The sequence below is a fragment of the Streptomyces sp. MAR4 CNX-425 genome (genome assembly GCF_048656465.1).
GTDB lineage: Bacteria > Actinomycetota > Actinomycetes > Streptomycetales > Streptomycetaceae > Streptomyces.
This window is the reverse complement of sequence record NZ_JBMDLF010000005.1, coordinates 451593-475569: the sequence shown is the minus strand read 5'-3', so window position 1 is coordinate 475569 and position 23977 is coordinate 451593. Positions and strand designations below refer to the sequence as shown.

Here is a 23977-nt window from a genome sequence, read left to right as displayed (position 1 = left end):
TAGCGCGCACCGTCACTTCCACCGTCCGCCTGCTGGAAACCCTCCCCGCCCTCCTCCGCGACGACCCCCGCGTGGACGTCGTCTTCGTCCTCGACCCCACCTCCGCCTTCCACCACGGCGTACGCGAGCTGCTGGCCACGGCCGGCGCCGTGACCGCCGACTGGGGCGACCTCCCCGGCCTGGACTACGACGCCATCGTCACCGCGAGCGAGAACGCCGACCTCAGCCGCACCCGCGGCCCCGTCCTGGTGCTCCCTCACGGCGTGGGCTTCCACAAGTTCGTCCCCGACTCCCGCGGCTCCGGGCGGCGGCTCGCGGGCGTGGTCCCGGCCGCCCTGCTCCAGCCGGAGCGCGCGTGGTACGTGGTGTCGTACCCCGGGCAGGCGGACACCCTCCTCGCCCACGCCCCGCGCGCCGCCGCCCACGTCGTCCACGCCGGCGATCCCTGCTACGACCGCCTCCTCGTCTCCGGCACATCGCGCGCCGCGTACCGCGCGGCCCTCGGCGTCCCGGCAGCCGGGCGGCTCGTGCTCGTCAGCAGCACCTGGGGGCCGCAGTCGCTCCTCGGGCGGGATCCGGAGCTGCCGCTGCGGCTGCTCGCGGACCTGCCCGCCGACACCCACCGCGTCGCCCTCGTCACCCACCCCAACGTGCGTTCCGCCCACGGCTCCTGGCGGCTGCGCACGGCCCTCGCGGCCGCGCGGGAGGCCGGGCTGCTCGTCATCCCGCCCACGCAGGGCTGGCAGGCCACGCTCCTCGCCGCCGACGCCGTCGTCGGCGACCACGGCTCGGTCACCTTCTACGCCGCCGCCCTCGGGATCCCCCTACTGCAGGCGGCGTTCGGCGACGAGGTGGTGCCGGGCACGCCCATGGCGGAGCTGGGCCGCACGGCCGTACGGCTCGACGCGGCGCGCCCGCTGCGTCCGCAGATCGACCGGGCGGCGGCGGAGCAGGACACCGCGGGGGCGGCGGACGTGGCGGCACGGGCGTTCCAGGCCCCCGGGCAGGCGCAGAGCCTTCTGCGGACCGCGCTCTACGGCCTGCTCCGGCTGCCCGAACCCGCCTGGGAGCCCCCGCGGCCGCCGCCGTTCCCCCGTCCCCGCGCCGAGCCCCGTGACCCGCCCCCGGGCGGCCAGCCGCCGGGCGAGGCGCCCCCCGGCGACACCGCCGCCGTCGTACGGACCACGGTGAGCGGCGCCGCGGACGGGCACACCGTCTCCGTCACCCGCTACCCCGCCGCGGCGGCCTCCCGCCATCCCGGCGACCACGCGGCGCCCGAAGGCCCGTACGCCTTCCGGCACCTGTCCTGCGAGCTGCGCGACGGCCGTTCCGCCGCGGCGGAACGGGCCTCCGTGCTCACCCGGCCCGGCGCCGCCCGCGGTGCCCACGCCGCCGCGCGCGCGGCACGCGCGCTCCTCGACGACTTCCCGGGCGGCCTCGCCGCCGGCGTGCCGACGACCGGCGGCACCCACGTCGTGGCCGTCCGCGGCGCGGCGGCGGTGGAGGTCGCGGTCACCGGGACGCCGGTGGACGCCGGAGTGGCGGCGGCCGTGGCGTACGCGCGGCTGCGCTGCGGCGTCCCGCTGCCGGGGACAGCCGACCTGAGCTTCGCGGGCCGCACCGAGGACGTGCTGCTCACTCCGCTTCCGGGTACAGCCGCCGCAGCTCGTCCCTGAGTTCCGCGGCGCGGGGGTTCCCCTCCTTCCCGTACAGCTCGGCGGCCCGGGCCAGATGCTCGCGGTGCCCGGATATGTTGCCGTCCTCGCGCGCCAGCGCGGCCAGTTTCTCGTGCACCGCCGCCTCGTAGTGCGAGGCCTTTTCGGCCTGGAGCAGCCGTGCCGCGGCGAGGTACTCCTCCTGTGCCTCGGCGCGGCGCCCCAGATGCAGCAGTACGTCGCCGGCGGCAGCCCGGGCGCGCCCGGCCATGCGCCGGTCGCCTCGGGGCCCGTGGCCGGACAGGCCCTCGAAGCCGCCGACGGCCGCACGCAGCGCCTCCGCGGCCTCCGCGGGGCGGCCGGCCGCGTCCAGCGCGCGGCCGAGCAGATAGCGGGCGATGGCCGCGCCGCGTTCCTCCCCGGCCTCGCGGTACGCCGCCAGCGCCGCCTCGTACGTCGCGATGGCGCGCGGCGGGTCCAGCCGGTCCCAGAGCCGCCCGGTGAACTCCAGCACGGAAGGGCGCAGCACGGGCAGGTCCGCGTAGCCCGCGTGCCCCTGGCATACGTCGGACAGCCGGGCGTCGGCGCGTTCGAGGAGGGCCTGCGCCTCGTCCAGCCGGTCGAGGTCGGTCAGCGGCCGTGAGGTCAGCGCGGCCAGCCGCGCCTCCGCCGCGGGCTCGCCGTCGCGCGCGGCGGCCTCCACGCCGCGCAGACCCGTGGCCGTCCAGTCCTGCAGATACCGGTGGTTGAGGAAGAGGGCCGTCAGACCCTCGGCCAGCTGCCAGACGGCGCGGTGGTCTCCGGCCGCGGCCGCGGCCTCGTGCACGGCCAGCAGCTCGGCGCGCTCACCGTGCAGCCACTCCAGCGCGGCGCTCTTGGCCCCGTCGCCCGCGAACGGGCCGGGCGGCACGTCCCCCAGCAGCTCCGCGTGATCCGTGACGCGCAGGCGCGTTCCCATGACCGCCCGGTCGGCCTGCGCCACGCGCCGCACGTAGTGGCGGATCACCCGCGTCAGCGCGGCGTTCCGCTCGGCCTCCGGCTCGGCCGTCCCGCGGGCGCGCGCGTGCAGGCCCACCAGGCTCACGAACCGGCGGCGCCCGTGCCCGTCCGCCGCCTCGACCAGGCCCGCCGACTCCAGTGTGGCCAGCGCCCGCCGGGCGGCCGGGGCCCGCAGCCCGCCGGCGGCCGCCGCGACCTCGTCGTCGAACCGCGGCCCCGGAAGCAGCCCGAGCCGGCCGTACAGCCGGGCGGCCTCCGCGGGCAGTCTCCCGTACGCCATTTCGATCACCGCGGACACGCCCAGCTCCTCCCCGGGGATCGACAGGCCCTCCAGCCGCCCCTCCTCGTCCGACAGCTCGGCCACCAGCGCGCGCAGCGTCAGCCGCGGCTCCATGGCGAGCCTGGCCCCGACGATGCCTAAGGCCACCGGCAGCCCCGCGCAGAACTCCACCGCCTGCCGGGCCGCTTCGGGCTCCGCCCGGATGCGGCTGCCGTCCCGCACCAGGTGCGTCAGGAGTTGCAGGCCGTGTTCGGGCTCCAGGGGCTGCAACTGGAGCGGTTGCGCACCCATGAGCGTCAGCTCGCCGATCCGCGACGGGCCCGCCGCCAGCACGGCGCTGCCGGGGCCGCTCGGGAGGAGCGCGCGGACCTGCGCGGCCTCGGTGATCTCGTCAAGGACGACGAGGAGCCGGCGCCGCTCCGACTCACGCCGGTACAGCCGCGTCAGTCCGGCAAGCGAGGCCGGCAGATGGTTCGGGCCCACCTCCAGCTGCTGCAGGGCCTCGGTGAGGGCCGCGGACAGCCGCGCGGTCCGCGTGCCGCCGGGAAGCTCCTCGAAGTTCACGTACACCGGTGTGCCGGAGAACCGCCCCCTGTTCGCGTTCACCCAGCGCGACTGGAAGGCGCTCTTCCCCATGCCGGGCAGCCCGCTGATCGCGAGCATCGCGACGGGCGGCGGCGCCCCCTCCGGCCGCACGGCCCCGGCCGACCCGGCCGCCCCGGACGCGCCGCCCCGCCCGGCCGGCGGCAGTAAGGTGGCGTCAGCCAGCGCGGTTTCCTTCTCGCGGTCGACGAAATACGCCGCGCCCGCGGGCACGGGGCCGGCGCTACCCGCCACTCGCTCACCGCGGCCGGCCAGCCGCGTCTTCAACCTCTTCCAGCCGTCCGTGACTTCCGACGACAGCACCGCCATGAGCACACCGACGGCCACCGTCCCCGCGGCCCCGATCACCCACTCCATCACGCCCCCTGCCCCGACCCGGGTCAGCTCACTCTCCGTCACCTCACGATAGCGCCCGGGTCCGACAGCGGCACCGGTGTCAGCGAGCCAGCCAGCTCTCCGGGCCCATCGCCACCATCGGCTTCTTCCGCGGCTCCAGCGTCCGCAGGAGCGTGCGCATGTGGCGTTTCGCCACCGATACGCAGCCGCTGGTCGGCCCGTCGTGGTCGACGTGGAGCCAGATGCCGCCGCCGCGCTCGTCGCCCAGGGGGCGGGTCCAGTCCAGCGGGGTGGTGCCCGGCTTGCGGTTGTAGTTGATCGCGATGACGTAGTCGAAGGAGCCGGCGAGGGGTTCGCCCTCGAAGCCGCGGCCGTCGATGGAGAAGGCGGGCCCGTGGTCGTACGGGAGCTTCGTGCCCGGGTCGGGGTCGAGGCCGCCGGCGTCGGTGAGGCCGTAGACCCCGGCCGGGGTGCGCAGATCGCCCACCGTGTGGTGGCGGGTCCAGCCGCGGAGGGCGTTGTGCGCGGGCCAGGCGGGGCCGCCGCGCCAGCCGTCGGGGCCGCGTTCGTAGAGCACGGCGGTGGCGGTGGACGAGCGGTGGGAAGGGCCGGTGACGACGAGGGCCTGGCGGGTGCCGGCAGGGATGCGGGCGCGGGTGCGCGGGCCCAGCCCCGGTATGTCCCGCGGCAGCCGCGCGGGGGCCGCGGCGACGCGCGGGCGGGCCCGGGCCGGGGTCCGGGTCGGGGCCGGCGGCGGAGCGTTCTCTGCGCGTGGCGAGGCCGCTTCCGTGCAGGCGGCCGCCGTGAGCAGCGGGAGCCCGGCGGCCGCGGCGAGCAGCCGGCGGCGGGGGAGCGTCATCGGCCACCCCACCCCCGCCCGCTGACCTGGACGTTCTGCTCGGCGCCGGACCGCAGGTCCGACCGGGTGCCGGACGGTACGTCCGGTCGGCTGCCGGGCTGCGTGCCGGACTCGAAGCGCATCGAGCCGAGGACGGTACGGGCCTCCGCCACGTCCCCGTTCGCCGGTGCCGCCAGGCACACCGTCGCCAGCACCTGCACCCCGTCCGCCGCGCCCGCCGGACGCCGTACGGCCCACAGCTCCCGGGTGCCGCCGGCGACGACGCACGGCTTGCCCACCTCGCGCTTCCGCAGGCCGCGATCGGTCCTCTCCGCCCCGTAGTGCAGCTTCAGGGTGATCAGCGTGCCGTGCCGGGGCAGTTGCCGCGGCGGCGTGGTGCAGGTGCCGTCCTTGCCGGTGGGGCAGGGCTCGGGGGAGGGTTTGAGGGACTGGCTCGCGACGTAGCCGACGTACGCGCCCTCCGGCGAGTCCGTACGGACCGTGCGGCTGCTCCACCCCGCGGGGACCCGCAGCGTGAGGTCGGACAGCTCCGACAAACGCCTCTCCGCCTTCCGCGGTTCCCCCTCCGGCGCCCCGGCGGCGGGGGGCGCGTAGCGGGGTGGCGGGTCGTCGGCGGGGAGCAGCTGCGGCAGGAGGACGCCGATGGCGGCCACCGTCGCGGTCGCGCCCCACAGCGCGCGCCGCCGGCGGCGGCGGCGCAGCACCCGGCCCCGTATCCGCTCCATCCGCTCGGCGGGCGCGACGGGGCGCGGAACGGCCCGCTCCAGCAGCACCCGCAGCTCGTGCTCCTCCTCGGCCGACCCGGCCGGGTCGGCCCACTCCGCTCCGCCGGACCACTCGGCTCTGTCGGCCGGCTCGGCCCACTCCGGCCGCCCGCCCGGCTCAGCGGCACTCCCGGCCACCCGGCTCACCGCCCTCCACCAGTTCGGCGGCGGGCAGCAGCCCGCGCAGCGTGCGCAGCGCCTTCGCGGCCTGACTCTTGACCGTGCCCGTGGCGCAGCCGAGCGTCTCCGCGGTGTCCTGCACGCTCAGGTCCTCGAAGTAGCGCAGGACGACCACCGCGCGCTGCCGCTGCGGCAGGCTCCGTATCGCGGCGGCGAGGGACTGCTCCAGGTCCACCCGCGCGAACGGGTCGGCCGGGGCCGGGGTGTCCGGCAGCTCGGCGTGCGGCACCTCGCCCCACCAGCGGCGGCGCCACCAGGAGATGTGGGTGTTCACCATCGCCGTACGGACGTACGCCTCGGGGCTGCCGTCCGCTATCTGCTCCCACTTGGGCCACACCTTGGCCAGCACGGTCTGCAGCAGGTCCTCGGCGAGCTGGGCGTCCCCGGTCAGCAGCCAGGCCACGCGGAGCAGCCGGGGCCCCCGGGCGGCCACGAACTCCTCGAACCCGGGCGGCTGCGCCGCGCCCCGCCTCAGCATCCTGCGCCTGTTCCTGCCATCCGGTCCTCATTTCACGTCGCACACTCGTCGAACGCGATGAGAGCCGCGCCTGGTTGCCCGGCCGGTCAGCTGTGCCGGGTCGCCCCGCGAATCACCCCCGTACCACCCTACTGACCCACCCGGCCGTCGACGCATTCGCGCAGCAGGTCCGCGTGACCGCAGTGCCGCGCGTACTCCTCCACCCGGTGTACCCACAACTCGCGCACCGATGTGTCGCCCTTGGCCAGGCGGGTGCCGAGGTCGGTGTGCGAGGTGAGCACCGCGTCGCACGCCGCCTGCTCGCGCGCGAGGTCGGCGAAGGCGGCGTCGACGAGGGCCGGATCGGCGGCGGCGCCCGCGAAGTCGGCGTCGCGCTCGCCGTAGATCCGGGGGGCGGGGTTCTCCGGCTCGACCCAGTTGCGCCAGTCCCGCTCCACCTCGGCGAGGTGGCGTACCAGCCCGAGGAGGGACATGGTCGACGGCGGGACGGAACGGCGCGCCAGCTGCTCGGCGTCGAGCCCCTCGCACTTCATGGTCAGGGTCAGCCGGTAGCCGGCGAGGAAGTCCTGCAGCGTCGCCAACTCGCCGTCGGGACTGGAGTCGTTGTTGCGGGGGTCCCGGTCGGGGTCCGCCCACATGTCGGGGTAGACGCTTGCCGCGGTCCACCGCTCGGGTACGTCGTCGTCACTCACCGTACACACGATGCTGACCGACGCCCGGACGTGCAAGCGAATTTCGCCCCGGGGCCGCCCCCGGCCGGGGAAGGGCGTCACACGGGCGCGTCGTAGAGCAGGCTGTACCGCCAGAACAGCCGCCGCCGGACCCGCGCGCCCGGCAGCTCCGCCGCCGCCGCGGCCCGGATCTCGGCCAGCGTCTCCCGGGGTTCGGCGGTGGGCGCGGTCATGTGGACCGGTACGTCGGCGGCGCGGGCCGGGTGCTTGGCGAAGCCGACGACGGGGTTGGCGACCACGGCCGGCAGGGAGGCGACGACGTCGGCGGTGCCGGCCTCGCGGTAGCACCCGACGACGACCAGCCGCCCGCCCGGCGCGAGGCAGTCGCGCAGCTCGCGCAGCGTGGGGCGGAGCGGCAGGTGGTGCAGGACGGCGACGAGCGTGACGGCGTCCCAGCGCCGCCCCCGTTCCCGGCCGGCGAAGTCGGTGCGTACGACGGTGACCGCGGGATCGCCGTCGAACCGCCCGGCGGCGACGGCGGCGAGCGCGGCGTCGGGTTCGAGCCCGGTCACGGCGGCCCCGGCCCGCCGCCGCAGCACCCCGAGCAGGTTCCCCGCCCCGCATCCGACGTCCAGGACGTCCCGCGCCCCCGACTCGGCCACGCGGCGGGCGATCCACGGCGCGTAGTGGTCGTTGTGGCTCCAGGGATGCCGCCGGTTGAAACGGCACAGCACGTCGAGAACCGCCATGCGCCCCACGCTAGCCGGGCGCGGCCCGCCGTCTCCCGTCCCCCGCACCGCCGTTCACGCGCGCGCTTCGGCGGCCTGGGGGACGGGAGCCTCGGCGAGGGCCGGCGACGTCGGACGCGCGCGTGCGTGGTCAGGCCGGGGTCCTCGCCGCCGGTTGCGGGTGCGGCGTGCGCAGGCGGCCGCCGTGGGACAGTGCCGCCAGGGCCGCCGCGCAGGCGACTCCCGTGGCGGTCAGGGCCAGCCACGGGAGCCGGGGGTACCGTTCCGCGGCGTCCCACAGGGCGCCCGTCGCCAGGTTGCCGAGCGTGATGCCGAGGCCGGAGACGGTGTTGTACAGGCCGTAGTGGGTGGCGACGAGGTGGCCGCCGGACAGGGACACGACCGTGTCCATCTCGTACGGGTACGCCAGCGCCGTGCCCAGCGCCAGCAGCGCCGCGGCGAGCAGCAGCGGGGCCAGCGCCGCCGTCCGGGCCGCCGTGCCGTCGCCGTCGAGCGGGGCGCCGGCGAGCAGCAGCGGCAGAAAGGCGGCGCTCATCAGCGCGATCCCGTACACCAGGGCGCGCTGTGCCGGCCAGCGTTTCCTGGCCCAGCCCGTGACGCGCAGCTGGCCCGCCGCCGCCACGCCCGCCGAGACGGCGAAGAGCGCGGTGGTCACGCCGTCGCCGGCGCCCGGGAAGGCGCGGTGGGCCTGGAGGGGGAGCGCCAGATACACCTGGAAGGAGAGGACGTACGAGCCGATCATGGCGGCGGAGAAGAGCATGAAGGGGCGGTTGGTCACGACGGTGCGCCAGTCGGCCAGCACCCCGCGCGCCCCCGGGCGCACGGCCCGTACCGTCCCCCGGTCCCCTTCGGGCAGCGCCAGCACCTGCACCGCCGTCAGCCCCAGGAACAGCAGCGCAGCGACCGTGCACACCAGCCGGAAGTCGGCCGCCAGCAGCGCCAGCCCGACCAGCGGGCCGACGAACATCCCGGTCTGGTAGAAGACGTTGAACAGCGCGAACGCCCCCACCCGCCGCTCCTCGCCGACGGCCTGGGCGAGATACGTCCGTACCGCCGGGTTGAACAGCGCCCCCGCGAAGCCCGTCATCGCCGACGCCGCCACCAGCGCCGGCAGCGACTGCACGAAGCCCAGCAGCCCGAACCCGGCCGTCCGCAGCACGCATCCCGCGACCATCATGGGCTTGCAGCCCAGCCGGTCGGCCAGCGTGCCGCCGAGGAGGAACATGCCCTGCTGGGAGAAGTTCCGTACGCCCAGCACCAGGCCCACCGCCCACGCCGCCATGCCCAGCCCGTCCGCGAGATGCGCGGCGAGGTAGGGCATCAGCATGTAGAAGGCGGTGTTGATGGTGAACTGCTGCACCATCAGCAGCCGCACCCCGCCGCCGTACGAGCGGAACTCCCGCGCCACGCCCCTCACCGCGCCGGCACCGCCGTCACGTTGGCGCACCGCGTCCAGCGCTCCACCGTCCGCTCCGCCGGGTGCCCGATCTCGTCCGGGTCCGCGGCCGGCGGGCGGTCGAGCAGGTCGTGGGCGCGGCAGTGGTCGTCGCTGAAGACGGTGTTCCAGTAGCGCTGTACGCCGTCGGGGAAGACTGCGGCGATACGGGCCGACGGCCCGTGCGTACGCGCCAGCCACCCGGCGACCAGCGCGACCGCGCCGACGCTCCAGCCGCCCCCCGCGTAGTGGTGCCGCACCAGCCGGCGGGCCGCCCACACCGCCTCGTGCGCCGCGACCCAGTGGCACTCGTCGAACGCCGCGTGGTCGACGTTGCGCGGATGGATGCTGCTGCCGAGCCCGCGCATCAGCCGTTCGCCGGCCGGCTGCCCGAAGACCGTGCTGCGCACCGAGTCCACCCCGACCAGCCGCATGCCCGGCGAGAACGCGCGCAGCGCGCGGGCGACGCCGGCGGAGTGGCCGCCGGTGCCGACGGCGGTGACGAGGACGTCGACGCGGCCGAGCTGGACGGCGAGTTCGAGGGCGAGGGCGTCGTACGCGGCGGGGTTGTCGGGGTTGTGGTACTGGTCCGGGCACCAGGCGCCGGGCCGCGCGGCGAGCAGTTCCGCGACCCGGTCGCGGCGGGCCTGCTGCCAGCCGCCGGCGGGGTGCGGGGCGCGTACGACGTCGACGCACGCCCCGTACGCGGTCAGCTGGTGCCGCAGCAGCGGCTCCAGCCCCGGGTCGGTGACGAGGGTCACCGGGTGGCCGAAGGTGATCCCCGCGAGCGCGAGGCCGAGGCCCAGCGTGCCGCTGGTCGACTCGACGACGGGCGCGCCGGGCGCCAGTTCGCCGCGGCGGCGGGCGGCGGCGACCATGTGCAGCGCGGAGCGGTCCTTGAGCCCGCCGGGGTTGGCGCACTCCAGCTTGGCCCAGAAGCCGTGGCCGGGCGGGCTGAAGGGCTCGCCGATCCACAGGACGGGGGTGTTGCCGACGAGCCCGGCGGGCGTGCTGCGGGCGCCGCCGGCCGGGCCGGGGAGGTGGTGCGCGGCGGCGAAGCCGCGGAGTTCGGCGGGGGAGACGGTGCGGAGCGGGTGCGAGACGGGGTGCGCGGCCGGGGGCGTGGCTGGGTGCATGGGGGGTCGGTCCTTCCGCGGCCGTGCCGGTGCGCGGCCGGGTGTGCGCGTACGTGCGTGGGGGCGTGGCGGGCGCGCGGCGCGCTGCGGGGCGGGCGCGGCGCGCGGGGGGCCGTCACGTACGGCTGACGCAGACCAGGCGGAGGAGGACGGGCCCGGCGCGGCGGGCCGCCGGGCGCGGGCCGGCGGCCGCGGACACCGGGTGGCCGGCGGGGGTCACGGAGGCGCGGGCGGACGGGGCGTCGGGGGCGCGCACGGGGTGGGCGGCGGAGCCGGGGGAGTCGTCGCGCAGGACGGCGCCGGGGAGGGCGGCGGCGGGCTCGCAGCACCGGTCGCGGCAGTCGGCGTGGCTGCCGTGGGCGTCGAGGTGGCTGCCCGTGCGGTGGCGGGCGGTCCGGTGGTCCTCCTCCGCGTCCGCGTACGCCTCCGGGGACAGCGTCACCGCGAGCGTGCTCCCCCGCAGGCTCTCCCCGCCCTCGTGGTGCGGCGAACCGGCGTCCACGCACGCGAACACCGGCGCCAGCGCGACGATCGCCAGTCCCGCGAGAAGGGCGACCACGGCGCGGCAGACCCGCGGCAGGACGGCGGCGTGAGTACCCGGCACCCGACAGAGCGTAGCCACTTCTGCCCCATCCGCACTCTATTCGACCCATCCGGGTGAAATCGGGAAGAGCGGGTTGCCGACCGCTCCCGCGGGCGGTCCGGGACGGCTCCAGCGGCACGTTGGCGCCGAGGGCCCGGCGGGTGTCAGTGTCGGTCCGTACGCTTGCGGGCATGAGCGTCGACCTCTTCGCCGGCGTCCCCGTACGGGACTTCGCCGCGGCACTGGCCTGGTACGAGCGCCTGCTCGGCACCCCGCCGACCTTCGTGGCGTCCCCGGAGGAGGTGGTGTGGGAGCTGGCGGAGCACCGGTCGCTGGCCGTCGAGCACCGCCCGGAGCACGCCGGACACGCCCTGAACACCGTCTTCGTCGACGACTTCGACGACCGGGTCGCGGCGATATCCGCCCGCGGCGTGGAGCCGGTGCGGCGGGAGACGTACGGCAACGGGGTCCGGAAGGCGCTGTACCGCGACCCGGACGGCAACGAGATCGGCCTCGGGGGCGCGCCGGCCTGAACCGGCGGCGCGGTGGCGGACCCGCGTCGCGGCGCGGGTGCCGCGCCGGTACGCCCGCCGCAGGGCGGGGTCAGCGGCCCGTCCGGGAGCCTCCGCTCCCGTCGTCGGCCCGGATGTGCGCAGGCGGCCCCCGAGGAGAACGCGCGCGGCGTCCTACCTGTGCGTCCAGAGGTCCAGCGGGGGCGTCGGCGGGGCCGGGTGGAGGCTGCCCGTACGGGTCCAGCCCCACGTGCGGTACGCCGCGCCCGCCGCCTCGTTGCCCCGCGGGAACAGCGCCACCGCCGGGGACGGGGTCCAGCGTGCCAGCAGGTGCTGCTGGAGGCGCGTGGCGATGTGCCGGCGGCGCTGGTCGGGGACGACCATCAACTCCGCCACCACGAACGCCCGCGGGGACGACGTGACCTCCGTCAGCGCCAGCGGCGGCCCCTCCGGGAAGTCCGGCCACCACGCGCCGGAGCGGTCCGCCCGGAAGCCGTACGCGCAGCCCACCGGGCGGTCGCCGCCGGCCAGGACCATCTCGAAGCCCGGCCGCTGCACGTGGTCTTCGAGCCGGCGCAGAAAGTCCTCCCGCCCGGCCGCCGCGCCACCGATCGCACCGGACCCGACGGCACCACCGGCGCCGCCGGCGCCGCCGGCTCCCACCGTCCCGCCGGCCCGCCCGTTGTACGAGGCGACGTAGACGTCCGCCACGGCCTCCCGCTGCGTGTCCGCCTGCCAGCGGCTCAGCCCACGTAGGAACAACTCAGCCACTCGTCCTCCCCCGGTCCGGCCCGACCGGCCCTGCACGAGCCCTGTCACTCCAGCGTAGACCCCCTCACCTCCCCGCACATGCCCCCGTACCGGACAAGCGGGGCCCGGTCGCCTACTTCTCCAGGCTTGCCGTCAGACTCCTGCCGTACGCCTGCCGGGTGTTCACCTCCAGCTTCGTCCCCCCGGGCACCCGGCTCACCCGCACCCCGTCGTCCCCCGCCGCCTTCCGCAGCGGCCGGCCGCGCAGCACCACCGTGACCGTGTCGCGGTCCATCGTCGGGTCCGCGACGGCCACCTCCACCCGCCCGTCGTCCCCGGCCCGTACGAGCACCGAGGCCGGGCCGTCGACGCTCAGCCCGGCGGTGTGGTGGCGGCCGGGGCCGAAGGCGTTGGCGGCGGTCAGGCGGAGGCCGGTGTGGCGGACGGCCTGGAGGTGCGGGGTGTTGGCGGTCACGGTGAGCGGGCCGCGGCGGCGGTACGTGTCCAACTGCCCGGCGGAGGCGTGCGGCACCAGCGCGTACGCCAGGCGCGCGAGCCCGCGCCGCGGCTCGTGGTCGACGGTCGCGCTGAAGACGGTGCGCGTCACCGCCGTGTCGGGGTTCCTGGTCCGTACGACGCGGCGGCTGCGGGTGACGTCCTCCAGCCCGACCCGGACGCGCGGGGCGTCCAGGAAGACGTAGCCGACGGCGGTGCCCTCCGCGGCGTCGGCGTACCGCAGCCAGCGCAGCTCTGCCGTGCCCGGGCCTTCCCAGGCGCGGCCGTCGCGGCGCGCGCCGGTGACGGAGACGGCGGCGGACGGGTCCGCGGTGCGCGCGTCGACGGTAGTAGTTACTGTGCGTCCGGCACGGTCGCCGACGCCGGCGGCGAGGACGACGATCTCGTCGTCGAGCATGAACCACGACTTGACGGCGGTCGCGTTGCGGTAGACGACGAAGTCGTCGGGGAGGACGTCGCGTTCGGCGTAGGCGACGTCGTCGGACTGCACCACCGAGGCCGTCCCGTACGCGCCGAGGACGGCGCCGCCGGAGTGGCGGTTGGTGCCGCGCGGGAAGTAGACGTACTTGTTCTGCGACTCGGACGACGAGGTGAAGTTCAGCGGGTGGCCCGGGTTCTCGTACCAGAGCATGCCGTCGTACAGCTCCGGTACGGTGCCGCGGCGCTCGACAGGGGCGGTGGTGCCGGCGAGGCCGTAGGGGGAGACGACGGTGTAGTAGTCGACGCCGTACGAGCGCGTCTGGTCCTGGCCGGAGAGGTAGAGGTAGTACGCGCCGTCGCCCTGGAACCAGGGCATCAGGTTCTCGCCGCTCATGTACTCGTACTTGCTGATGCGGTCCGAGCTGCGGGCGAGCGCGAAGGCGTAGCCGGGGCGGCGGTGGACGTGCCGGTCCATGGCGTTGAACGCGACGCTGCGCGCGGCGGGGTTGAGGTCGGCGGGCGGGACGGAGTCGTCTCCGACGATGTCGGCGTAGCGCACGATGCTGACGGGGGAGACGAACCGGGTGGGGTCGAGCGCGGCGCGCGAGGTGGCGCGGATGTGCTTGACGTAGCTCCTGAGCGCGGCGGCGTCGGCGCCGGTGGTGTAGTCGGCGAGGTCGACGACGGCCTCGACGACGATCGCGACGTCGGTGTAGCCGGAGGTCGTGCGGGACACGGCGCGGCCCTTGACGACCTCCATCATCCAGCCCTCGAAGATCAGCGGCGCGAAGCCGTCGCGCACCCAGCGCTGCACGACGGGCACGAGCGCGCCGGTGTTCGCGTAGCCGGTGCCGTCGAGGAACTTGAGCGTCTGGACGACGCGGGTGAGGAGCGCCTTGCCGTACGAGCCGGTGTACGCGACCGAGTGGTGCTGGATGAACGAACCGTCGGCGTAGTAGCCGTCGGTGTTGCCGTGGCGGATGTCGTACGGGTCGATGGTGGCGAAGACGGTGAGCTGGTCTTCGAGGGCCTTGGCGGTACGGGGTCCGCCGTCGGCCTCCCCGGACGCCGTGAGCAGGGCGCCCTGGATGAGGCGGTTGGTGGTGATGTCGGCGAGGTTGGCGCCGGTGTGGAAGCGGGAGTCGAGGTCGACGTCGCCGTCCTTGCCGTTGCGGAGGTACGCGTCCATGGACGCGACGTACGTCGTGAGCAGGCCGGCGGGGACGGCGCCGGGGACGTCGGCGAGGAGCGCGAACGTCTTGCTGACGTGGGTGGAGATGCCGATCTCCCAGTTGTGCCAGTTGCCGTAGTAGCCCCGGGACTGGTCGCCGTAGTAGCGCTCGTGCAGCCACACCAGGCCGTCGACGGCGCGGCGCTGGGCGGCGGCGTCGTCGTGGAGGCCGCCGCCGGGGGCGCGGGTGGCGAGGACGATCTCGTAGAGCTTGCGGTACGAGGTGGTGAGGTTGACGTCGCTGGTGCCGAGGGGGACGCCGGCGAAGAGTTCGTCGGTGGCGGCGCCGGGGTCGGCCATGGCGGCGAGGTTGGCGCGGGCGGTGTCGTGGACGTCGGCGACCTTGGCGGCGGTCTCGGGGCGGGCGTTGGTCCCGGGCGTGCCGGCGAAGACGGCGCGGACGTGGGCGAGGAGGAGGGCGGCGTCTCCGGCCGCGGCGCTCTCCGCGGCGCTCTCCGTGGCCCCGGCGGCCGCGCGGGCCGGGAGGACGGCCAGCAGGCCGGCGGCGGGCAGGGTGGACAGCAGGCGTCTGCGGGTGAAGTCCATGGGGTCGTCCTCTTCCGGTGCGTTGGGGCACTGGCAGCCGGAGTCAAGCAGACGGGCGAGGCGCCGACAAGCGCTTGCGAGGCCCGTACGGGAGAACGGGCCCGGCGGTCGGTCCGGGGCATCAGGCGTCGTGAGGGGTGGGGCCCGGCGCACAGGTAGCCGGAGCGCACCGGCGGGAAGACGATCGCCTACCGCCGGGCCCCGCCCGGCACAACCAGCTTGATGCACACAAGAAGTTGTTGCAAGTCCTGTGCAATAAGCGCGTAGGGTGATCCCCGGACGGACGTCCCACGAAAGGAGCAGCGCCCCATGAGCACGTACGCGCTACCGGATCTGCCCTACGACTACGCCGCACTGGAGCCCGCCATCACCGGGCAGATCCTCGAACTGCACCACGCCAAGCACCACGCCGCCTACGTCAAGGGCGCCAACGACACGCTGGAGCAGCTCGCCGAGGCGCGCGACAAGGAGCAGTTCGGCAGCCTGGTCGGGCTGGAGAAGACCTACGCCTTCAACCTCTCCGGGCACGTACTGCACACGATCTTCTGGGAGAACCTCTCCCCGGACGGCGGCGACCGCCCCGACGGCGCCCTCGCCGACGCGATCGACGAGCACCTGGGCGGCTTCGAGGCGTTCCGGAAGCAGCTGAGCGCGGCCACGGCGTCGGTGCAGGGCTCGGGCTGGGGCGTGCTGGCGTGGGAGCCGCTGGGCCGGCGGCTGATCGTCGAACAGGTCTACGACCACCACGGCAACGTCGGCCAGGGCAGCACGCCGCTGCTGGTCTTCGACGCCTGGGAGCACGCGTACTACTTGCAGTACAAGAACGTCCGCCCGGACTACGTCCAGAAGCTCTGGGACCTCGTGAACTGGGAGGACGTCGCGGCACGCTACGCGGAGGCCACGGCGCGCGGCTGAGATCCGGCAGCGGGCGGAGGTTTCACGGGAAACACCGTAAGAAGTCGACGGGCCGCTCTCTCGCGCACGGCGAGGGGGCGGCCGTTGCGTTGCGCCGCCGTTCCGTACGTTCCGCAGGAGGGGACTTGGCCGTTCCCACGGGCCGGGCACCCGCCGCCGACTACGATCCACGCAACCCCCACCTCCGTCGGCGAGAGCGAGAGCATGCGGTCGGACACGCGCCAGAACGCGCACCTCACCTACCGCGCCAACGCCGGCGCCGGCCGCCACGGCTGGCTCCGGCTGACGCCCGCCTACTCCGTGAGCCTGGTGCGCCGCTACGCCGCCGAGATGCCGCCCGGATCCGTCGTCACCGACCCCTTCTCCGGCACCGGCACCACCCCGCTCGCCGCCGCCGAGCACGGGCTGACGGGGCAGTCGCTCGACGTGAACCCGTTCCTGATCTGGCTCGGGAAGACGAAGACGGCCGCGTACGAGCCCGCGCACCTGCGCGAGACCCGGCAGGCGCTCGCCCCGCTGGTGCGCCGCGCCGAGGAGCTGCTGCCGGAGGCCGGCGGGCTGTGGCAGCCGGAGCTGCACAACATCGGCCGGTGGTGGGCGTGGAGCGCGCTGGACGCGCTGAAGGCGGTGCGCCGGGCGCTGGACGTCGCGGCGGGCGGGCTGCCGCCGGGCGGCCGGGACCTGCTGGACGTGGCGTTCTGCAGGACGCTGATCGCGTCGAGCAACGCGGCGTTCAACCACCAGAGCATGTCCTTCAAACAGGAGCGGGAGGAGAGCACGCCGCCCGCGGCGGACGCGGCCGCTCTCCGGGCGCTCGGCCTCGACGCCGCCCGGGCCGTGCTGGAGGACTTCCGGCGCGAGGCCGACACCACGCTCGCGAGCGCCGCGGCACCGCTGCCCGGCACCGCGCGCGTGCTGTACGGCGACTCCCGCGACATGCAGCCCGCCGCCGGCCGGCTCCTCCCCTGCGACCTGCTGCTGACCTCGCCGCCGTACGTCAACCGGATGTCGTACATCCGGGAGCTGCGCCCGTACATGTACTGGATGCGGCACCTGCGGCGGGCGGAGGACGCGGGCCGGCTGGACTGGCAGGCGATCGGCGGCACCTGGGGCGCGGCCACCTCGCGCGTACGGGCCTGGATCCCGCCGGGTCCGGCGGCGGGGGTGCCGGAGCCGGTCGCGGGCGAGCTGGCCCGGACGCAGGCGGCGATCCGGCGGGACGGCGGGCGGAACGGGCCGCTGCTGGCCAACTACGTGGGCAAGTACGTGCACGACATGTGGGGGCACTTCCGGGCCGCGTACAAGAACGTGCGCGGCGGCGGCCGGGCGGTCTACGTGATCGGGAACTCGACCTTCTACGGGAACCAGGTACCGGCGCAGGAGTGGTACGCGGCGCTGCTCGGGGCGGCGGGGTTCGCGGGGGTGGAGGTGGAGGTCATCCGGAAGCGGAACAGCAACAAGGCGCTCTTCGAGTACGCGGTGTCGGGCGTGCGGCGGTAGGCGCGGCGCCGGCGGCGGCAGGTTTTATCCACAACTGGGGAGTTGTCCACAGATTGGCGCTGCGGGCGCCGCCGGGCTCCGGCCAGGCCGCAGAATGTCGGCATGAGCGAGATCGACGGGGGCAAAGCGGCAGGTGCCGGTGGCGTCGTGGGCGGCGCCGGCGGGGGCGACGAGGCCGGAGGCGGCGGAGGCGGCGGGAGCAGAGGAGGCGCCGACAGCGGAGGCGGCGACAGCGGAGGCGGCGACAGCGGAGCGCCCGCGGGTGCGGCGCCGGTGTGGGAGCAGCGGTTCCGGGCGCCGCGGATCAGCCTGCCCGGGTGGGCGGAGGACGCGCCGGACCGCGCGCTGTACGTGTCGAACGTGACGGGCACGTTCGAGCTGTACGCCTGGGACCGGCGCACGGGCGGCGTCCGCCAGGTCACCGACCGGCCGAACGGCACGACGGACGGCGCGCTGACGCCGGACGGCGAGTGGGTCTGGTGGTTCTGCGACACCGACGGGGACGAGTTCGGGGTGTGGCGGCGGCAGCCGTTCGCCGGCGCCGCCCCGGGGCAGGACCGGGCCGCGGCGCCCGGCCTCCCCCCGGCCTACTCGGCGGGCCTCGCGCTCGCGCGGGACGGCACGGCGGTGGTCGGCCGCTCCACGGAGGAGACGGGCACGACGATCCACCTCGTCCGGCCCGGCGGCGAGCCGAGCGAGATCTACCGGCACCCGGAGTCCGCCGGCGTCGGCGACCTCTCGTACGACGGCGGGCTGCTCGCCGTCGAGCACACCGAGCACGGCGACGCCATGCACGCCGCCCTGCGCGTGCTGCGGATCGGCGGTGCCCCCGGCGCGGACGTCACGGTCGCCGAGCTGGACGACACCAAGGGCGGCCGGGAGGAGCTGGGCCTGGAGGTGCTGGGCTTCGCGCCGGTGGCGGGCGACACCCGGCTGCTCGTCGGGCACCAGCGGCGCGGCCGGTGGGAGCCGATGATCTGGGACCCGGTCGCCGGGCGGACGACGGAGCTGGAGCTGGATCTACCGGGGGACGTGTCCGCGGAGTGGTATCCGGACGGCAGCGCGCTGCTCCTGCTGCACACGTACCAGGCCCGCAGCGAGCTCTGGCGGTACGGGCTGGAGGGCGCCGGCTCCGGCGCGCTGACCCGGGTGGAGACCCCGCCGGGGACGATCTCGGGGGCGACGGCGCGGCCCGACGGCGCGGTGGAGTTCCACTGGTCGTCGGGCGCGGAGCCGCCGCAGGTGCGGTCCGCCGACGGGGCCGTGGTGCTGCGGCCGCCGGGGCCCGCGGCGCCGCGCTCGGTGCCCGTGGCGGACGCCTGGGTGGACGGGCCCGGCGGGCGGATCCACGCCCTGGTGCAGCGGCCGCCGGGCGAGGGCCCGTTCCCGTGCCTGTTCGACGTGCACGGCGGGCCGACGGCGCAGGACGACGACGCCTTCGCGGCCGGCCCGGCGGCCTGGGTCGACCACGGCTTCGCCGTGGTCCGCGTCAACTACCGCGGCTCCACCGGCTACGGCCGGGAGTGGACCGACGCGCTGAAGCACCGGGTGGGGCTGATCGAGCTGGAGGACATCGCGGCGGTGCGGGAGTGGGCCGTCGCCTCCGGACTCGCGGACCCGGAGCGGCTGGTGATCGGCGGCGGCTCGTGGGGCGGGTATCTGACGCTCCTCGCCCTCGGCACCCAGCCGGACAGCTGGGCGCTGGGCCTGGCGGCAGTGCCCGTCGCCGACTACGTGGCGGCGTACCGGGACGAGATGGAGGCCCTGAAGGCGATGGACCGCACGCTGATGGGCGGCTCACCCGAGGAGGTCCCGGAGCGCTACGCCGCGTCGTCGCCTCTGACGTACGTGGACCGGGTGCGGGCGCCGGTGTTCGTCTCCGCGGGGCTCAACGACCCGCGGTGCCCGATCCGGCAGGTGGAGAACTACATCGGCCGGCTGGCGGAGCGCGGCCATCCGCACGAGGTGTACCGCTACGACGCGGGACACGGCTCCCTGGTCGTCGCGGAGCGGATCAAGCAGTTGAGGCTGGAGCTGGACTTCGCCCGGCGTCATCTGCCTGCTGGGCCGACGGCTCCGCGTCCGTGGCATCCGCAGCGCCCACAGCATCCGCAGCGTCCTGATCCGGATCCGGGTCCGGGTTCCCGGCGGCCGCCGCAGGACCGGGGGAGGTGAGGCCCAGGGCCGCGTCGCGTGCGACCTCCGCCTCGCGGCGGAACAGCCGGTACCACATGAAGATCACGAAGCCGGCGAAGACGAACCACTGGGCCGTGTAGCCGAGGTTCTGGAACGCCTTGAGGTCGAGCCCGCTGCCCTGCGGCACCTCGGCGGGGACGGGCCGCATCCCGCCGTCGGCCTCAAGGAGGGTGATCCAGGCCGTGGAGACCTGGTCGTCCACGACGTTGACCAGCGCCGCGGCGCTGATCATGCCGACCTGGCCGCGGGGCAGGCCGCCCTCGGTGTGCACGCCGGGGGAGCCCCGGTGCTCGGACGCCTGCAGCGCGCCGGTGACGGTGACCTCGCCGGCGGGCGGCTCGGGAGCCTGCGCCGGGTCGGCCTCGCCGGGCAGCCAGCCACGCAGAACGGGAACGGAGGTAGGGGCTCCGGTGTCGCCGTCGCCGCCCACGGGGTCGTCGGTGCGCAGGAGGGTCAGGACGTAGAAGCCGGTCTCGCCGTCGAGGGTGCGGTCGGGGACGAGGAGTTGGGGACCGTAGCGGCCGGTGACCGTGGCCGGTTCGCCGGTGGTGTCCTGGGTCACGGGCAGCAGCTCGCCCATCGGCCGGCCGGCGACGCCGTCGCCTGCCTGCTCCGCCCGCTGCTCCTGCTGTTCCCGGTGGGTGTCCACCCGCGTCTCGAAGCGGCCCAGCTGCCAGCTGCCCATGACGAGGCAGACCGGGATGGCGAGCGCGGCGAGCACGTTGACGACCCACCAGCGGGGCGTCAGCAGGAACCGGTACACGCCACCACGGTACGGCCTCCCCGGCGGGCGCCCGTCCCAGGGTCAGGCGTTCGGGAGGGGTTCCGTGTAGTAGACGGTGCCCGCGCAGGCGTTCTCGACCGTGACCTCGGCCACGGCGGAGGAGTCGGCCTCCGGCGAGTGGGTCAGGGTGACGGAGCCTTCGGCGTTGCCGTCGCCGTCGCCCGGTTCGCCGGTCCCGCCGCCGGTGTCGGTGCCGCCGGCTTCGGTACCGCCGGCGTCGGTCCCCTGGTCCGGCTCGGACTGGGTCTCGTCCTGCGTGGCCGTGTCCGTCCCGTCGCTGGGGTCCGGGCTGGGCGAGGCGTGGGAGGTGGTGCAGCCGCCGTCGCCGCTGGCCTCCGGCACCCAGGCGAACGCCACCACGTACGACTCGCTGGGCGCCAGCACCAGCGCGTCGGCCGCCGGCGCCGGCGGCGGCAGCAGGTCCGTCGCGGCGTCGCCCTCCGTGTGCGTACGGGCGTCGACCTCGCTCGCTCTCGCCGCGCCGAACGTGCCGCCCACCCGCACGCCGCCGGACGACCCGACCGCGCAGGAGGAGGTGGAGACGTTGGTGACGGTGAAGGATCCGGTGACCCGGCCGGCCTCGTCCGGCATATCGCTCGCCGCGACCGGCTCGCTGATCTGCGTCGGCGCGCACGGCTCCGCTTCGACCCCGTCCTCGGAGCCACCGGTCGGGGCGGGGCTGTCCTCGTCGGGCCCCGGGCTCCGCGGCTCCTCCTCCTGGCCGCTCGGCTCCTTGCTGCCCGCGGTGGCTTCGGAGTCGCTGCCCTCCACGGCGCCGCCCCCGCCCTGCCCGCCGCCGGGGTACCGGCTGTTGGCGACGTCCTGGCGCGGGCTCCTCTCCCCCGTCGAGCCCGTCATCGTCATGAGCGCCGGCACCGAGACCGCGATCGCGACCACCGCGACGGCGGCGACCGCCACCAGCTGGCGGCGGCGCGTACGCCGTGCGGGCACCGCCCGCTGCAAGTACTCCAGCGTGCCGGGCGCCGGCTCCAGGCCGTCGACCGCGGAGTGGAGCAGAAGCCGCAGCTCCTCCTCGCCGTCGGCGTCGTCGCCGCCGTCCCCGTCGCCGTGGCCGCCGGGTCGGCGCGGGTTCCCGGCCCCGCCGGAACCGCCCGCACCGCCGGAACCGGCCGAAGCACCCGGTCCGGCGGAGCCGTCCGACCCGGCCGAGCCGTCCGACCCGGCGGAGCCGTCCCGTCCGGCCGCAGCACCCGGGCCGTCGTCCGCTCCGGCGGCGCCACCCGGCACCCCCGGCTCGTCGGCACCCGAGCCCGTACCCGCACCCGAGCCCGTACCGGCGCCCGAGTCCGCGCTCGCACCCGGGCCCGTATCCGCGCCCGACGCCGCCTTCGCCTCGTCCGGCTCCGCCGGCAGCTCCGCCGTCTCGGCCACGTCCACCGCGCCGCTCGTCTTCGATCCCGACCCGCCGGACCCCGACCCGCCGGATCCCTCGGAGCCCCGTTCCCACGGGGGCCCCGATTCGTAGAAACGCTCGCTCATGCCCGCGCTCCCATGGCTGTTCGCAGTGCGGCGATGCCCCGGGAGCCGTACGCCTTGACGGAGCCGAGCGAGATGCCCAGCGCCTCGGCCACCTGAGCCTCGGTCATGTCCGCGAAGTAACGCAGCACGAGCACCTCGCGCTGCCGGCGCTGCAGCCCGCGCATAGCCTTGATCAATTGGTCGCGCTCCAGCTGTTCGTACGCGCCCTCTTCCGCGCTCGCCATGTCGGGCATGGGCTTGGAGAGCAGCTTCAGCCCGGTGATGCGTCGGCGGAGCGCGGAACGTGACAGGTTGACGACCGTCTGCCGCAGGTAGGCGAGGGTCTTGTCCGGATCCTTGACCCGCTTGCGCGCCGAGTGCACGCGGATGAAGGCTTCCTGCACCACATCTTCACAGGAGGCGAGGTCGTCGAGCAGCAGCGCGGCGAGCCCGAGCAGCGACCGGTAGTGGGTCTGGTACGTCTCGGTGAGGTGGTCGACGCTGGTGCCCTCCGCCATGGCGTCGTCAGCGTCCGCCGCGTTCTTCTGCGCGGCCGGCCGCGCGGACCACGGCGCGATCACCGGCAGCCCGCTGGGCGCCGCGGACGGACCGCGGCGCAGCGCGGGACCTGCCGGAAGGGTCGCAATGCTGAGTGCCTCTGCCACGACTGTTGGACACACCGACCCCCGTCAGGGTTGTACGCGCACGGCCGCGGCACCGGTCGTGTTGCCGCACGCAATGCCATGCACACTCCCTCGCTACCCGACCAGCCGGCCACCGCGGGCAGGGACAGAGACGTTTCGCGGCGCCGCCGCGGTTGCAAACGGCGCGAACCGAAATCCTCGAACGGCGAGGGCGTGCGACGCAAGCGGTATGGACCAACGGATCGGTCACAACTGGGCGGTACGGCGACAGAGCGGTACGGCAGCACAGCGGGACGGCGGGGGCGACGGACGGCTCAGCGGCCCGTACCCCCGTAGACGACCGCCTCGTCGCTCTCGCTGTCGAGGCCGAACGCCGTGTGCACGGCGCGTACCGCGTCCTTGACGACGTCCTCGCGCGTCACCACCGAGATCCGGATCTCGGACGTCGAGATCAGCTCGATGTTCACGCCGGAGTTGGACAACGCCTCGAAGAACGTGGCCGTCACGCCCGGGTGCGAGCGCATCCCGGCGCCGACGAGGGAGATCTTGCCGACCTGGTCGTCGTAGCGCAGCGACTCGAAGCCGATCGCCGGCTGCGCCTTGGTCAGCAGCCCCATGGCGCGGTGGCCGTCGGTCTTGGGAAGGGTGAAGGAGATGTCGGTCAGGCCGGTGGCGGCGGCCGAGACGTTCTGCACCACCATGTCGATATTGATCTCGGCGTCCGCAATCGCCCGGAAGATGGCGGCGGCCTCGCCCGGCTTGTCCGGGACGCCGACCACCGTGATCTTCGCCTCGGAGACGTCGTGCGCGACTCCGGAGATGATCGCGTGCTCCATGCCTTCTGCTCCCTCAGGGATATTGCCTACCCAGGTGCCCGGATGCCCCGAGAACGAGGAGCGGACGTGAATGGGCATGTTGTACCGGCGGGCGTACTCGACGCAGCGGTGCAGCAGGACCTTCGACCCGCTGGTGGCCAGTTCGAGCATGTCCTCGTACGGGATCCGATCGATCTTACGGGCCTTCTTGACCACCCGCGGATCGGCGGTGAACACGCCGTCCACGTCGGTGTAGATCTCGCAGACCTCCGCCTCCAGCGCCACCGCCAGCGCCACCGCCGTGGTGTCCGAGCCGCCGCGGCCGAGGGTCGTGATGTCCTTGCTGTCCTGCGAAACACCCTGGAACCCGGCGACGATCGCGATGGCGCCCTTGTCCACCGCCTCCTGGATCCGGCCGGGCGTGACGTCGATGATCCGCGCCTTGTTGTGCACGGCGTCGGTGATCAGCCCCGCCTGGCTGCCGGTGAACGACAGCGCCTCGTGGCCCAGCTTCTTGATCGCCATCGCCAGCAGGGCCATGGAGATGCGCTCACCCGAGGTGAGCAGCATGTCGAGTTCGCGCCCGGCCGGGATGGGCGAGACCTGCTCGGCGAGATCGATCAGCTCGTCCGTCGTGTCGCCCATCGCGGACACCACGACGACGACCTGGTGGCCTGCCTTCTTGGTCTCCACGATCCGCTTGGCGACGCGCTTGATGCCTTCGGCGTCGGCGACGGAAGAGCCGCCGTACTTCTGCACGACAAGGCCCACGTGCGCTCCTCGCAATGGTGTTTCGGTCGGCTCAGTCTACCGAGCCGGCGATTCCGCTTGCGCGGGCCGGCTCGGTGACGTACCTGCCCGGGACCACCGCGGGCACACGGAAACGTAAGACAGCTCACACCATCCGGCCCGCGTTCCGGCGCGTACGGTACGGGCCGCGG

At 75.2% G+C, this 23977-nt stretch carries 19 protein-coding genes and 1 pseudogene; 5 read left to right on the top strand and 15 right to left on the bottom strand.

Going from position 1 to position 23977, the window contains the following annotated elements; translation table 11 throughout:
- The first annotated feature begins 71 nt into the window (after nt 1-71).
- The gene (locus tag ACHZ99_RS17765; protein WP_420305576.1) at nt 72-1676 is read left to right on the top strand and encodes a hypothetical protein; all 1605 of its coding nucleotides are present in this window, start codon (nt 72-74) and stop codon (nt 1674-1676) included.
- Here the strand turns inward: ACHZ99_RS17765 and ACHZ99_RS17760 are convergent.
- From ACHZ99_RS17760 to ACHZ99_RS17720, 9 genes are all read right to left on the bottom strand, one after another.
- The gene (locus ACHZ99_RS17760) at nt 1636-3936 is read right to left on the bottom strand and encodes an NB-ARC domain-containing protein (RefSeq protein ID WP_420305575.1); all 2301 of its coding nucleotides are present in this window, start codon (nt 3934-3936) and stop codon (nt 1636-1638) included. The genes ACHZ99_RS17765 and ACHZ99_RS17760 overlap by 41 nt on opposite strands.
- 37 nt (nt 3937-3973) lie before the next feature.
- Complete coding sequence (locus ACHZ99_RS17755; protein ID WP_420305574.1) at nt 3974-4732, bottom strand: hypothetical protein; 759 nt, start codon at nt 4730-4732, stop codon at nt 3974-3976.
- Nucleotides 4729-5634 carry a hypothetical protein gene (locus ACHZ99_RS17750; protein ID WP_420305573.1) on the bottom strand — a complete coding sequence of 302 codons (906 nt, stop codon included), beginning with the start codon at nt 5632-5634 and terminating at the stop codon, nt 4729-4731. Before ACHZ99_RS17750 ends, ACHZ99_RS17755 begins: the two co-directional genes overlap by 4 nt.
- The gene (locus tag ACHZ99_RS17745; RefSeq protein ID WP_420305572.1) at nt 5615-6154 is read right to left on the bottom strand and encodes a SigE family RNA polymerase sigma factor; all 540 of its coding nucleotides are present in this window, start codon (nt 6152-6154) and stop codon (nt 5615-5617) included. The genes ACHZ99_RS17750 and ACHZ99_RS17745 overlap by 20 nt, the downstream gene beginning before the upstream one ends.
- A gap of 128 nt (nt 6155-6282) precedes the next feature.
- On the bottom strand, nt 6283-6846 hold the full coding sequence (locus ACHZ99_RS17740; RefSeq protein WP_420305571.1) for a DUF664 domain-containing protein: 564 nt from the start codon (nt 6844-6846) through the stop codon (nt 6283-6285).
- Nucleotides 6847-6923: 77 nt separating this feature from the next.
- The gene (locus tag ACHZ99_RS17735; protein WP_420305570.1) at nt 6924-7574 is read right to left on the bottom strand and encodes a class I SAM-dependent methyltransferase; all 651 of its coding nucleotides are present in this window, start codon (nt 7572-7574) and stop codon (nt 6924-6926) included.
- A 130-nt stretch (nt 7575-7704) separates the two neighbouring features.
- Nucleotides 7705-8991: an MFS transporter gene (locus ACHZ99_RS17730; RefSeq protein ID WP_420305682.1), complete on the bottom strand. Its 1287-nt coding sequence runs from the start codon at nt 8989-8991 to the stop codon at nt 7705-7707.
- Nucleotides 8988-10145, bottom strand: a complete 1158-nt coding sequence (locus ACHZ99_RS17725; protein ID WP_420305569.1) for a PLP-dependent cysteine synthase family protein — start codon at nt 10143-10145, stop codon at nt 8988-8990. Before ACHZ99_RS17725 ends, ACHZ99_RS17730 begins: the two co-directional genes overlap by 4 nt.
- A 115-nt stretch (nt 10146-10260) precedes the next feature.
- Nucleotides 10261-10749: a hypothetical protein gene (locus ACHZ99_RS17720; protein WP_420305568.1), complete on the bottom strand. Its 489-nt coding sequence runs from the start codon at nt 10747-10749 to the stop codon at nt 10261-10263.
- Between the two features lie 170 nt (nt 10750-10919).
- Here ACHZ99_RS17720 and ACHZ99_RS17715 point away from each other — a divergent pair, with 170 nt between their 5' ends.
- Nucleotides 10920-11261, top strand: coding sequence for a VOC family protein (locus ACHZ99_RS17715; RefSeq protein ID WP_420305567.1), 342 nt, complete (start codon nt 10920-10922; stop codon nt 11259-11261).
- A 153-nt stretch (nt 11262-11414) separates the two neighbouring features.
- On the opposite strand, the gene ACHZ99_RS17710 is transcribed toward ACHZ99_RS17715, so the two are convergent.
- Both ACHZ99_RS17710 and ACHZ99_RS17705 read right to left on the bottom strand, forming a co-directional pair.
- On the bottom strand, nt 11415-12011 hold the full coding sequence (locus ACHZ99_RS17710) for a hypothetical protein (RefSeq protein ID WP_420305566.1): 597 nt from the start codon (nt 12009-12011) through the stop codon (nt 11415-11417).
- Nucleotides 12012-12123: 112 nt separating this feature from the next.
- Nucleotides 12124-14703 (bottom strand): polysaccharide lyase family 8 super-sandwich domain-containing protein, encoded by a 2580-nt coding sequence (locus ACHZ99_RS17705; RefSeq protein WP_420305565.1) that lies wholly within the window; start codon nt 14701-14703, stop codon nt 12124-12126.
- A 309-nt stretch (nt 14704-15012) separates the two neighbouring features.
- Here ACHZ99_RS17705 and ACHZ99_RS17700 point away from each other — a divergent pair, with 309 nt between their 5' ends.
- The 3 genes from ACHZ99_RS17700 (at nt 15013) to ACHZ99_RS17690 (ending at nt 19293) form a co-directional block, all read left to right on the top strand.
- A complete protein-coding gene (locus ACHZ99_RS17700) occupies nt 15013-15618 on the top strand; it encodes a superoxide dismutase (RefSeq protein ID WP_420305564.1) in 606 nt (201 codons plus the stop codon).
- A gap of 204 nt (nt 15619-15822) precedes the next feature.
- Nucleotides 15823-17118, top strand: coding sequence for a DNA methyltransferase (locus ACHZ99_RS17695; protein ID WP_420305563.1), 1296 nt, complete (start codon nt 15823-15825; stop codon nt 17116-17118).
- Between the two features lie 102 nt (nt 17119-17220).
- Entirely contained in the window at nt 17221-19293 is a 2073-nt protein-coding gene (locus ACHZ99_RS17690; protein ID WP_420305562.1) for a S9 family peptidase, read from the top strand.
- An 85-nt stretch (nt 19294-19378) separates the two neighbouring features.
- Here the strand turns inward: ACHZ99_RS17690 and ACHZ99_RS17685 are convergent.
- The 4 genes and pseudogenes from ACHZ99_RS17685 to ACHZ99_RS17670 all read right to left on the bottom strand — a co-directional run.
- Nucleotides 19379-20035: pseudogene (locus ACHZ99_RS17685) on the bottom strand (SURF1 family protein); the annotation flags it as partial.
- An 84-nt stretch (nt 20036-20119) separates the two neighbouring features.
- Nucleotides 20120-21598, bottom strand: a complete 1479-nt coding sequence (locus tag ACHZ99_RS17680) for a hypothetical protein (protein ID WP_420305561.1) — start codon at nt 21596-21598, stop codon at nt 20120-20122.
- On the bottom strand, nt 21595-22158 hold the full coding sequence (locus tag ACHZ99_RS17675) for a SigE family RNA polymerase sigma factor (RefSeq protein ID WP_420305681.1): 564 nt from the start codon (nt 22156-22158) through the stop codon (nt 21595-21597). The genes ACHZ99_RS17680 and ACHZ99_RS17675 overlap by 4 nt, the downstream gene beginning before the upstream one ends.
- 377 nt (nt 22159-22535) lie before the next feature.
- Nucleotides 22536-23807: an aspartate kinase gene (locus ACHZ99_RS17670; RefSeq protein WP_420305560.1), complete on the bottom strand. Its 1272-nt coding sequence runs from the start codon at nt 23805-23807 to the stop codon at nt 22536-22538.
- Between the last annotated feature and the right edge of the window lie 170 nt (nt 23808-23977).

Excerpts from the sequence above, each read along its gene's own strand:
- ACHZ99_RS17755 (WP_420305574.1), bottom strand. The coding sequence starts at position 4,732 with ATGACGCTCCCCCGCCGCCGGCTGCTCGCCGCGGCCGCCGGGCTCCCG.
- ACHZ99_RS17745 (WP_420305572.1), bottom strand. The coding sequence starts at position 6,154 with ATGCTGAGGCGGGGCGCGGCGCAGCCGCCCGGGTTCGAGGAGTTCGTG.
- ACHZ99_RS17735 (WP_420305570.1), bottom strand. The coding sequence starts at position 7,574 with ATGGCGGTTCTCGACGTGCTGTGCCGTTTCAACCGGCGGCATCCCTGG.
- ACHZ99_RS17725 (WP_420305569.1), bottom strand. The coding sequence starts at position 10,145 with ATGCACCCAGCCACGCCCCCGGCCGCGCACCCCGTCTCGCACCCGCTC.
- ACHZ99_RS17715 (WP_420305567.1), top strand. The coding sequence starts at position 10,920 with ATGAGCGTCGACCTCTTCGCCGGCGTCCCCGTACGGGACTTCGCCGCG.
- ACHZ99_RS17705 (WP_420305565.1), bottom strand. The coding sequence starts at position 14,703 with ATGGACTTCACCCGCAGACGCCTGCTGTCCACCCTGCCCGCCGCCGGC.
- ACHZ99_RS17700 (WP_420305564.1), top strand. The coding sequence starts at position 15,013 with ATGAGCACGTACGCGCTACCGGATCTGCCCTACGACTACGCCGCACTG.
- ACHZ99_RS17695 (WP_420305563.1), top strand. The coding sequence starts at position 15,823 with ATGCGGTCGGACACGCGCCAGAACGCGCACCTCACCTACCGCGCCAAC.
- ACHZ99_RS17690 (WP_420305562.1), top strand. The coding sequence starts at position 17,221 with ATGAGCGAGATCGACGGGGGCAAAGCGGCAGGTGCCGGTGGCGTCGTG.
- ACHZ99_RS17680 (WP_420305561.1), bottom strand. The coding sequence starts at position 21,598 with ATGAGCGAGCGTTTCTACGAATCGGGGCCCCCGTGGGAACGGGGCTCC.